At 32.5% G+C, this 11852-nt stretch carries 8 protein-coding genes; 4 read left to right on the top strand and 4 right to left on the bottom strand.

Annotated elements, in window-relative coordinates; translation table 11 throughout:
- Positions 1–269 precede the first annotated feature (269 nt).
- Positions 270–3134 (top strand): PKD domain-containing protein, encoded by a 2865-nt coding sequence (locus tag H526_RS32515; protein WP_027394143.1) that lies wholly within the window; start codon positions 270–272, stop codon positions 3132–3134.
- A gap of 101 nt (positions 3135–3235) precedes the next feature.
- Here H526_RS32515 and H526_RS0117180 read toward each other — a convergent pair whose 3' ends face one another.
- The 3 genes from H526_RS0117180 to H526_RS0117170 are packed head-to-tail and all read right to left on the bottom strand — an operon-like array spanning position 3236 to position 7188.
- On the bottom strand, positions 3236–4159 hold the full coding sequence (locus H526_RS0117180) for a patatin-like phospholipase family protein (protein ID WP_027394142.1): 924 nt from the start codon (positions 4157–4159) through the stop codon (positions 3236–3238).
- A 9-nt stretch (positions 4160–4168) separates the two neighbouring features.
- Positions 4169–5062 (bottom strand): patatin-like phospholipase family protein, encoded by an 894-nt coding sequence (locus tag H526_RS0117175; RefSeq protein ID WP_027394141.1) that lies wholly within the window; start codon positions 5060–5062, stop codon positions 4169–4171.
- 8 nt (positions 5063–5070) lie between these two features.
- Entirely contained in the window at positions 5071–7188 is a 2118-nt protein-coding gene (locus H526_RS0117170; protein ID WP_027394140.1) for a M1 family metallopeptidase, read from the bottom strand.
- Between the two features lie 102 nt (positions 7189–7290).
- Between H526_RS0117170 and recG the strand changes: the two genes are divergently transcribed.
- Complete coding sequence (gene recG / locus H526_RS0117165; protein WP_027394139.1) at positions 7291–9393, top strand: ATP-dependent DNA helicase RecG; 2103 nt, start codon at positions 7291–7293, stop codon at positions 9391–9393.
- Between the two features lie 107 nt (positions 9394–9500).
- Here the strand turns inward: recG and H526_RS0117160 are convergent, their stop codons facing one another.
- Positions 9501–9878 (bottom strand): hypothetical protein, encoded by a 378-nt coding sequence (locus H526_RS0117160; RefSeq protein WP_027394138.1) that lies wholly within the window; start codon positions 9876–9878, stop codon positions 9501–9503.
- A 130-nt stretch (positions 9879–10008) separates the two neighbouring features.
- Here H526_RS0117160 and xerA point away from each other — a divergent pair, with 130 nt between their 5' ends.
- The gene (gene xerA, locus H526_RS0117155; RefSeq protein ID WP_027394137.1) at positions 10009–11142 is read left to right on the top strand and encodes a site-specific tyrosine recombinase/integron integrase; all 1134 of its coding nucleotides are present in this window, start codon (positions 10009–10011) and stop codon (positions 11140–11142) included.
- Between the two features lie 73 nt (positions 11143–11215).
- Positions 11216–11680 (top strand): hypothetical protein, encoded by a 465-nt coding sequence (locus H526_RS0117150; protein WP_027394136.1) that lies wholly within the window; start codon positions 11216–11218, stop codon positions 11678–11680.
- The last annotated feature ends 172 nt before the right edge of the window (positions 11681–11852 follow it).

Raw genomic sequence — 11852 nt, 5'->3', positions numbered from 1 at the left:
AAGACATTTTTTCTTGTTATAAAACATATGTTTTATTCTGTAAAACAATAGTACATACTCCTGTGTTTGATGAATTTGCTTAGAAGAACCCAGACACTCTTCTAATCAAGCTGTCCAAAACCAGAATATTTAATTGGAAGCTGTTCATCATTCTTCCTCCTTTTTACGCACGGGTATTTATAAATATCAAGAAGACTATGTTTTCTTGATAAGCAAGTCATTTGTATAAGTGAATCAAACCATTATCAACAAATTCAATATCAAGTCAAATGAAAAAAATTGCACTCTTAAAAACAAAAAACCAACATTATTTTAAACAAAAGCAACACAGCTTTTTAAAAATACTTAGTTTATTTCTACTATGTGTTTTTTATCATAATACTGCATTCTCGCAAGAAAATGAATCATACCATTTGGGAAATGAAAAGACTTTTACACAAACCTTTTGGAATAAAAAATCTGACATAATTACGCTCGACGTTTCAAAAGATATATCCTATAAAGGAAAGATCACCAAAACAGAAGGAAACACAGATACATACTCTATTATTGGAAGTATAAATGATGATAATACTTCTACATTTCATATTACAAAACAAAATAATATCATTTCTGGCCATATCGTATTATACAAAGAAAAAATAGCATATCGATACTACTCCGATGATGTGAACACTGTTCTCGTTCAAAAAATCGACATTCATAAAGTTCTTTGTATAGATTATGAAAAAGTAACTTCAGAAGAAACTAATACTAATAAAGCATCTTCTAGAGCACCTTTATTATCTAGTCTTCCTGGATCTGCATATACCGTATATTTAGATTTTGATGGAGAAGTAGTTAGTGATACCTGGTGGGTTAATGGAGCTACTATTAATGCACAACCAACAGGATATAGCGATGCTAAAATCACAGAAATATGGAGAATAATGGCCGAAGATTTCAGACCTTTTGATATTAATATTACTACAGATAGAACTGCTTTCGAAAGTACTCCAATCAATCAAAGGATGATGTGTATTTTCACACCTACCACAGATGCAGCTCCTGGATCCGGAGGTGTCGCATATCTCAATTCTTTCTCTAATACCAATATAGATAACCCATGTTGGGTATATAATAGTGGAACCAGATCAGCTGGAGAAACAGGATCTCACGAAGTTGGTCATACCTTAGGCCTATCGCACGATGGTGTGCCTGGAAATCAATATTATGCTGGTCATGCAGATTGGAGTCCAATTATGGGATGGAGTGCTAGTAGACCCATTGGACAATGGAGTAAAGGAGAATATGACAATGCAATTACACAAGAAGATGATATGGCAATCATATCAGGAAATAGAAATGGTTTTGGATATAAAGAAGATGACCATTCGGATGACATAGCACAAGCCACACCTATACAAGTAAGTACAGATGGAACCGTTAATCCATCATTACATCAAGCCTTAATTTCTACAAAAGGGGATAAAGATTTATTTTCTTTTATTACTGCTGGTGGCGAAGTGAATTTTAATATTGATCCAGATCCATTTTACCCAAATCTAAATATCCAGGCTAGAATAATTAGTGGTACAGGAGAAGAGCTTGCTATCTCTAATCCAACTAATAGTCTTAGTGCTAGTATTAATGCTACATTAGCGGGAGGAACATATTTTATAGAAATCGATGGTGTTGGAGAAGGAAATGTTTCTAATGGGTATTCGGATTATTCCTCTGTTGGTTTTTACGAAATCTCAGGATCCTATACTCCCGGAAACAATAATCAGCCTCCTATTGCTAATTTCGAGGCATCTATAAATTGCGATCAAGTACGTTTTTTAAATACGTCTATCAATACAATTACTTCGGTTTCTTGGGATTTTGGAGATGGAACTACTTCTACAGAACTGAATCCTACACATACCTATACGACAAACGGTACATATACGGTTTCACTAACAGCGACTAATACAATAGGGGAAGATACTAATACCAAAGAAGATTTAATCACGATCAATATTGCAATATTACCAGAAAACATGAACCAATCCATATGTCCTGGAAATACCACCACTATAACAGCATCGGGTAGTTCTGGTTACATCTGGTATGACGCTGTAGATAGTAATACAGCTATTGCTACAGGTGCTGACTTAGATGTTTCTAATCTTACAGAAGACCAAACATTTTATGTAGCAGGAACTATTGAACCTATTATATCTGCAGTAACTGGAATACAAGACATATCATCTAATTCTGGAGATATTCATCAAGGAGGGTTTAATCTAGTTTTTGATGTAAATCAGCCTATTATCCTTAAAAAAGCGAAAGTAATAGCAGAAGGATCTGGAAACAGAACATTACAACTTATTGATGCGGCTGGAACTGTACTAGAAACAAAAACTATAAATATTCCTGATGGAGAAAGTATCATTGATATCAATATGAATATTCCTGTAGGAACAGATTTGGAAATAGGTTTTCTTGAAGAGGCAAATCTTTTCAGAAGTAATGATAATATTAACTATCCTTATATTGTAGAAAACGTAATTAATATTAAAAGAAGTTCTGCTACCACTGCGCCAGAAGGCTTTTACTATTATCTATATAATTGGGAAATTTCTACTTTAGGTGGATGCCAAACTACAGAACGTGCAGTAGTCGAAATAAGTATCTCAGATGCTCCAGCATTACCAACAATGAATATTAATGCAGAAACAAATGAAATTTCGGCGGTAGAACCGTATACCTCATATCAATGGTATTTTAATAACCAAGAAATAGAAGGTGCTACCGGTTCTAGCTACATAGCCGAAGAAACAGGTACTTACGCATTAGAAGTATTTAACGATGTTGGATGTAGCATATTCTCTGAGAATATTGAAATTCAGCCATTATCTATTATCGATATTGAATCACCAGAAAATCAAATCATCCTATATCCTAACCCGGCAAGAGAAATCTTAAATATAGGTGGAGTATCTGCATTAGAAGATAAATATTCTCTAAAAGTAGTAAATAGTTTAGGTCAGACAATCATAAATAGATCTGATATTCCTGAAACTTTAAATACTAGTTCTCTTCCAGAAGGGTTATACTTCTTACTTATCAATAATAAATTAGTAGATCGATTTATTAAAACAATAAATTAAGAATAGTATCTAATAATCTTATGTAAACTAGGCCATACTAAGTTTCTTTATTTTAGACTTACTTAGTATGGCTTACTTATAGTATAAACACAGCTAGAAAATTACCCTGCCATATCAATATTTTTTAATTTATTTTCTTCTGCTTGCTTTGCTTTCTCAGCTGCATATTCGAATCCTTGCTGCCACCAATTACGCATCAATTTTTTATTAAACACTAGCGAGTTTTCTGTCAATTTAGAAGGTGTATAATATAAATTGAGTACTACATTTTTATTTTTTGCAGACAACTTTCCTACCACAGTATCGTGACCTTCTACCTGATCAAACATAAAACTAAACAAGTTTACCATTAAAGAAAAAGGATTCTTACCTAGTACTTTATTATGTTCCATATTTTCGGATTCTAGGATAACAGCATCAACTTCGGTAGCACCTCTTTTGATTGCTTCTCTAATAGGAACCATTGAACCAAAGCCACCATCAGCATATTCGCAACCATTTTTGGTTACTAAACTCATAAAAGGAACATAATTACAAGATATCCAGATCCAATCACAAAAATCCTCATAAGAAAAATCCTTTATAGACTTATACTCCGTAGTATTTTTTGTTAAATTAGATACTGTTACAACAATGTCTTCCACCTTTTTTTTAGCAAGTTCAAACTCTATTTCAGAAAAATTTCTACGAATATTTCTTCTAAGATTCTTGCTTTCTCCAAAGGTTCTTTTTCTCTTCAGGAATTGTACAACCGTGTTAAAGAAATTAATTGAAACGAATTCTCGATTCCCTTTCTTTCTGGTTCTAAAAGGATTTACACTAAAAATAGTACTTTGATTTACATTGGTATAGATATCATATACTTTATCAATGTTTCCTAATGCTAATTGAGGTATTAACAAACTTCCGGTAGAAGTTCCGAGAAAAAGATCATACTTCCTTCCTTCCTCCTGCATTAAATATTGAGCTACACCACCTGCGTATGCTCCTTTACTTCCTCCTCCGGATATGACTAATGCGCGCATATATTTTGATTATAGTCTATTTGATATATTTTTTTCTTTGGCAAATTCATAGCCTTTTTTCCACCATTTTTTCATTTTCTCTTTTTCAAATACTAATGAATTCGTGGTTAATACTGTAGGTGTGTAATATAAATCCATAGCCACATCTTTTCTAGTCGCTATAAATTTACCAATTCTAATATTTTGATGTTCTATAGTATCCATCATAAAATCTACCATACTCGTTATTAGAGTAAATGGATTTTTTGTAGGCATGCGATTAAGGTAATTAATTTCGGTTTCTAGAACAATCACATCAACCTCTGTAGCCCCTCTACGAATAGCTTCTTCTATAGGTACCATCGAACCCAATCCTCCATCAACATAATCACAATTGTTTTTCCTTACCAAACTCATAAAGGGTGGATAATTACAAGAAATCCAGATCCAATCACAATACTCCTGATATGTACACTCTTTAATAGATTTATACTCTACTTCATTGGTTGATAAATTTGTCACCGTAATAATAACATCCTTATCAGTTTGTTTAATTTTATGAAAATACGTTTCTGTTACTGATTGCTTAATAAGATCTCTAAGGTTTCTACTATCCCCAAAAGATTTATTACCTTTTATTAAATTTCGGAATACATTAAAATGATTAATTGAAATTTCATTGTACCCTCTTTTCTTTTTAATAACAAAAGGGCAATTTCTAAAAATTGAAGATTGATTAACAGAAGTATATATTTCTTTGATCTCTTGTATTTTAGCAAGAGCTAAATGAGAAATCAAGAGACTACCAGTAGATGTCCCTACATATAAGTCGTATTCCCTTCCTAAATCCTGAATTAAATACTGTGCTACTCCACCTGCAAAAGCTCCCTTACTTCCTCCTCCGGAAATTACTAATGCACGCATATCATAGTTTATGGGGTTAATTTCTTTTCTAAAAACTCTTGTTGCCTCTTCGGCAAATTATTCTTTAAATCTACATATTTCTTTTGAAAATTAGGACTCTTCAAAAGGTTATCCAAAACTTTTCTGCAAAAGTTTCGAAATCTCCAATTATAATGTACCGCTCCATCAACAAGATCTATAAGGGATTGGTCGGAAAAAGCCTGTAAACTTTCTAAATATGTAAAAGCATTTTCTCTTGTACTAAAATGATGTTTCGAAGATGAATACCCTGATAATTCTGTATAAAACTCTTGATGCTTCTCGCTTTGATATTCTTTGGTACTTAATGCTAAGACCAACCACAGAATTCGAACATTTTTATCATTAAATCCAATGATATCTTTAGTTTGCTCTAAATATCTACTTCGCTCCGAAGGAAAATTAGCCCATAAATGGTATAGTGCCGGTTCTATAGTAGCATATGATTGATCTTCTAATAAGGACTCATACTGTTTTTGTAAACTTTTAGGAATACTACTCATCGTATTGGCAATTGCTTGTCTAACATATATGTTATTAGTCTCAAACGCTTTTGTAAACAATGCCAATGCTTCTTGTGATGTATCTCCTTCTAATTGATAGATCACCTCTTGACCTAAATATTCGTTTATAGGAAAATCCAATGCTGTTGCTAACGTTCCCCATTTGCCCGCAATGGGTTGCGTTCGCTCTGCAGCAAGATTTAAATATTTTTTAATAAATGTAGACTTTGTCAATATATCTAGTGCTTCTTGCGAAGGAAACTCAATTGCTTCCAACCATATTTTTTGATATTCTGATAAATCTGCGCCACTTACTTCTTCAGCAATCGTAATAAAATCAGATGTGGTCACATTACCGTATTTATGTTTCTCTAAATAATTATTAATTGTTACCTTAAAATGCGCTTCACCAATATCATTTTTAAGAGCGTGTAGTGCCCAGGCACCTCGCTGATAGAACGTAAGAGAACTTGCCTTAGGATCTAATAAAGAAGTAGCATCGTTAGCTTTGGATTGCTCTGTAAGTTGTTCTGCACTTTCATATAATTTATACTGAAAATATTCTTCACCAAAAATTTCTCTTTCTGCTAGCAATGCGTAATACGTAGCAAACCCTTCTTGAAGCCAATGATGTTTCCCTTCTGTTTCTGTAACTAAATCACCAAACCATTGGTGCGCCAATTCGTGGGCATTTACATTGATATAATTACGATCATTGAAACCAATATTATCAACTACAAAAGCATCAGAAAAAATCGTCGTTCCTGTGTTTTCCATCCCCGCATATAAAAAGTCTTTAACCGGAATTTGCTTATAATTTTGCCAAGGAAAAGCATATCCAATCTCTTTTTCGAGAAAATCAAATAGCTGTTTACTGTGCTTATAAGTAGGTTCGAATTTGTCTTTATCCTCTGGATAATAATACATTTCTAATGGAATACCACTTTCTGAGGTTTCTACCACTTTTTCATATTTACCAATAGCCAATGCTAGTAAATAACTACTCATAGGGTGTTCCATATCATATTCCCATCGTTGGATAGAATCATTTACCGCTTGCTTGCTAACTAATTTACCATTAGCAATTACTTCATAATTTGAGTTATAATTGATTGTCAAATCAAATATGACCTTCTCATTCATATCGTCAAAACTAGGTAACCAATTAGATGTGTATTTACCTTGTCCTTGCGTCCATATTTGATCATTACCCTGATAATCATTTAAGAAATAAAGTGCCTTTTTAGGAGCAGCTATATACTGTATTTCGATAGTTTGTTCATCTCCTAACTTAAAATCAGAAGTGATTTCTATTTTTTTATCATCATATACTACTTCTATCTTCTCGCCATCTAATAAAACATTCATAATTCGCATGCTTTGTGCATCAATAAAAATAGATTGCGTAGGTTGCTTTATCCGAAAGGTATAAATTACTCTTCCTTCTACTTTTCTATAATTCGCATCTAGAAATATATTTACCTTTCCTGTTATAAAATCTACAGAGGATTGTTCTTTTTTTGTGTTTTCAAGTAAACTATCTACTTGCTGAGCATTGATTCCTATGGAAGCAACACTTATAATTAGACATAAAATAAATCGCATATCATTCAATAATCAAACGTTCTGCCAAAATAACGATTTTACTCTGGTTATGTGACAAATTTTACATTGAAGATTTTTATGATTAATAGTATCTTCGCTTTAATGAATCCTAATATTTTACAAACTCCAATTGATTATCTAAAAGGTGTTGGACCATCCAGAGCCGATCTATTGCGCACTGAGTTAGGAGTACATACCTATCAGGATTTAGTAAACTTATTTCCAAATAGATATATAGATAAAACGAATTACTATAAGATAAGTGAGTTACAACGTACTTCTGCAGAAGTACAAATGGTTGGTAAAATTGTTCACATTAAAATGGTAGAGCAAAAACGAGGAAAACGTTTAGTGGCAAAGTTCATAGATGATACTGGAGAAATGGAATTAGTCTGGTTTAGAGGTCATAAATGGATAAAAGAAAACCTAAAACTTAATACGCCTTATGTTATTTTCGGAAAAACTAAGTATTATAATGGTTTCAGTATGCCGCATCCAGAAATGGAATTACTTTCGGAACATGAAAAGAATCTGAAAGTGATGATGCAACCAGTATATCCTTCAACAGAAAAATTATCAAATAGGGGTATTACTAATCGAGTGCTGAGTAAGATGATGCAACAACTATTTTTGGATACAAAAGCACGATTTTATGATACACTTTCTGAAGAAATTAGATCAGAACTAAAATTAATTCATAAAAGTGAAGCAATCCTTAATATTCACTTTCCTAAGAATCAGGAATTATTGGCTAAAGCGCAATACCGATTAAAATTCGAAGAATTATTCTATATCCAATTACAATTAATTACTAAAAAGTTAATCCGTAAACAAAAGATTAAAGGATTTCCTTTTACCGAAGTCGGTGATTACTTCACAAATTTCTATAACAATCATCTCCCTTTTGAACTCACCAATGCGCAAAAACGAGTGATTAAAGAAATTCGAAAAGATATTGGCAGCAGTGCCCAAATGAATCGATTGCTACAGGGAGATGTTGGATCAGGTAAAACAATTGTAGCTTTAATGACAATGTTATTGGCTATAGATAATGGATTTCAGGCATGTTTAATGGCTCCAACTGCGATTTTAGCCAATCAGCATTATCAAGGAATAGTAGAACTAACCCAAGAATTAGACATCAATGTACGGTTACTAATGGGTAGCTCTAAAGCAAAAGAACGTAGAGAAATCCATCAAGAATTAGAAGAAGGAACATTACATATCCTTATCGGAACTCACGCTGTTTTAGAAGATAAAGTAAAATTTAAAAATCTAGGTTTAGCGATTATAGATGAACAACATCGATTTGGAGTTGCACAACGTTCTAAATTATGGCATAAAAACACCTATCCTCCACATATTTTGGTGATGACAGCAACACCCATCCCTAGAACGCTAGCGATGAGCCTTTATGGTGATTTAGATATTTCTGTTATTGATGAATTACCACCAGGTAGAAAATCTATTAAAACAGTACATCGATATGATAGTAATCGCTTAAAAGTTTTCAAATTCATTGCCGAGGAGATTCAAAAAGGAAGACAAATATATGTAGTCTACCCTTTGATTCAGGAATCAGAAGCTCTAGATTACAAAGATCTAATGGACGGATACGAAAGTATTGCACGCTCCTTCCCTACTCCCAGCTATCAAATCTCTATAGTACACGGCAAAATGAAACCTGCAGATAAAGACTATGAAATGGAACGTTTCGTAAAAGGCGAGACGAATATTATGGTTGCTACTACAGTAATCGAAGTAGGTGTTAATGTGCCTAATGCCAGTGTAATGATTATAGAAAGTGCAGAACGTTTCGGACTCTCACAATTACATCAATTACGTGGTCGCGTAGGTCGCGGTGCAGAACAGAGTTTTTGTATATTAATGACCAGTCATAAACTATCATCAGACAGTAAGACAAGATTAGAAACCATGGTACGCACCAATGATGGTTTTGATATTGCAGAAGTAGACCTAAAATTAAGAGGTCCTGGTGATATTATGGGTACCCAACAAAGTGGCGTTCTTAATCTTAAAATAGCAGACATCGTAAGAGATAATGATGTGCTGCAAACGGCAAGATATTACGCTATGAAAATTCTAAAAGAAGACCCAGCATTATCTCTAGAAAAAAATAAAGTACTATTATTTACTTATCAGCAACTTGCTAAACATAAAAATATCTGGAACTATATTAGCTAAGGCGTCCGAGCGGGCTATCCATTATATCTTTTTTTTAGAGCAGTGTTCTTCGAGAACCTAAGAATACTGCTCTAAAAAAAAGGATGCCATTCCTATCCCTGACGCAATTAAGCCTTATTCATATATGATTGCCATTGGATTAATACATATTTTTCTTTTTCATTCTCCCTAATAGTCAAAAAACCATATTCATAACAGAATAAGTATACCTGTCCCTTATTATTTTTCCAATAATGAGTGAAATACTTAGGATCGAAACCTTCTTTTAGAAGCTTTTCTTTACGAATAGTTACTAACCCAGCTTTATTATAGTATTTTAAAACTTTTCGATTCTTTTTTAATTGTTTGTCTATTTTTTTAAATAAAGAATATTCTTTCTCTTTATTTTTCTGATAATAAAAAGCAGACCTGCAATAAGAAGAACAGAATTTTTTTCCTACCCTTCCCTCGATTTGTTCTTTACAATACGTACACTGTCGTTCCATAACACATCTTTGTAAGATAGTGTATTCAAACCCATAAATGTTACCTATCCATCGAATTAAACGTTTAATAAACGTTTAATTCGATGTCTTATATTGTGATTGATTATAAAACTATACATCTTTGGAACAAATGAAACATATTAGTAAAAACATCACCTTAAAACACTTAATGATTGATCAACAAAAAATGATTGGTTTGCAATTTTATCCGGATAAAATAATCCAGGCTTTAATCAAAGAGCTACCTAATCCTAGGTGGAGTAATCATTTTAAAATGCCTTATATCATTAATAATCAAAAAAATATAGATCTAATTTTTGAGAAGTTTAGAGGTGTGGCTTGGATCAATTGTAATTATTTTTATAGCGATAAAGTGATTAACCATTCTAACCCAATTGCTAATATTCAACCACTTAAGAATAGAACGCTAGCAAGCACCTACAGAGTTTGTCCTGAAGAATATTTACAAAAACTATTATTAAAACGTTATTCTCAAAATACGGTAAGATCTTATGTAAATGCTTTTGAAGCTTTTATTAATTATTATACGGATATTGAACTTTTAAACATTGGTGAGCTAGAAATAAGAAGGTATCTTAGAAAATTAATAAGTAAAAAAAAATCAAACTCTTATATTAATCTGGCCATAAATAGCATAAAGTTTTATTACGAGATTGTTCTTAATATGCCAAATAGGTTTTATGCCATAGAACGACCTAGAAAACAACAAAAACTTCCTGTTGTATTATGTAAAGAGGAAATTTTATCCATCATCAATAATACCAATAACCTAAAACACAAATGTATTGTTAGTCTATTATATTCTGCCGGATTACGAAGAGCTGAGTTACTCAATTTAAAAATATCAGATATTGATAGCAAGCGAATGGTAATCAGGGTTGTCCATGCAAAAGGTAACAAAGACAGATATACATTATTATCTACTAATGTATTAAAAGATTTAAGGAGTTATTTCAAACAATACCAACCTAAACATTATTTATTTGAAGGGCCAAAAGGAAATCCATACAGTGCAAGCAGTGTAAAAGCAATTATAGAAAAAGCCGCCAAAAAATCTAAAATTACAAAGAGGATAACCCCACATACGTTAAGGCATAGTTTTGCTACACATTTACTAGAGAACGGGACGGACCTACGTTACATACAATCATTACTAGGGCATAGTTCTAGTAAAACAACCGAAATTTATACTCACGTCGCTACAAATACTTTTAGAATGATTAAAAATCCTCTAGATTTGTAGATGATAAAAGAGATATAACAGCAATAGCTGTTATAACATTGTTAGAGCATATTATAAATAACACTCATCTGAATTGAATATAAATTTCACAAGATTAATAACTAATGGAGAGTTTGGTTTTCTAAAAATCGGACAAAGCAAATCCGAAATTGAAAATCAAAACCTGGTCCCTGAATGTTGGCTGAATAAAGAGTCTAAAGAATCCTCTAGAATATGGAGATACGGGAATTTTGAATTACATTTTGATGATAAAACTCATCTGTCAGGAATATTCAATGATTACGTTAACGAACTTGACGGAGGAGAAAGTTTAAATGTTATGGATAATTGGATTCTAAAAAAAGGCATCCACCCTACTCTTGATGAAGTAACTAATGAATTGAATTCTAAAAAACTTAACTTTTCAAAGGATACGGACTCTTTAGGATTAATTACGATTAAATTAAACAACGGAGTATATATGATATTTGAAAATCTGAATGACGGAAAAGAAATATCGCAAGGAGATTACGGAATGACTGTTATCGGAAAAAAATAAACATGCTCTAACAACATATATGTGATCATAGCAGCAAAGTGATCAATCGGTTGGTTCTTGTATATTTATGATGACGCAATGCTTGCAAAAGTTAAAGTTAGCAACCAATGCGCAGATTTATCCAAAATTAAGGTAACATTTTGCGCTGCTACGACACATATATTAAACGTTA

The sequence above is a fragment of the Aquimarina latercula DSM 2041 genome (assembly GCF_000430645.1).
GTDB classification, from domain to species: domain Bacteria; phylum Bacteroidota; class Bacteroidia; order Flavobacteriales; family Flavobacteriaceae; genus Aquimarina; species Aquimarina latercula.
This window is presented reverse-complemented; position numbering and strand designations above follow the sequence as displayed.

Bases quoted from the DNA above. Each gene is read 5' to 3' on its own strand.
- H526_RS32515 (WP_027394143.1), top strand. From the start codon at position 270: ATGAAAAAAATTGCACTCTTAAAAACAAAAAACCAACATTATTTTAAA.
- H526_RS0117180 (WP_027394142.1), bottom strand. From the start codon at position 4,159: ATGCGCGCATTAGTCATATCCGGAGGAGGAAGTAAAGGAGCATACGCA.
- H526_RS0117175 (WP_027394141.1), bottom strand. From the start codon at position 5,062: ATGCGTGCATTAGTAATTTCCGGAGGAGGAAGTAAGGGAGCTTTTGCA.
- H526_RS0117170 (WP_027394140.1), bottom strand. From the start codon at position 7,188: ATGCGATTTATTTTATGTCTAATTATAAGTGTTGCTTCCATAGGAATC.
- recG (WP_027394139.1), top strand. From the start codon at position 7,291: ATGAATCCTAATATTTTACAAACTCCAATTGATTATCTAAAAGGTGTT.
- H526_RS0117160 (WP_027394138.1), bottom strand. From the start codon at position 9,878: ATGGAACGACAGTGTACGTATTGTAAAGAACAAATCGAGGGAAGGGTA.
- xerA (WP_027394137.1), top strand. From the start codon at position 10,009: ATGAAACATATTAGTAAAAACATCACCTTAAAACACTTAATGATTGAT.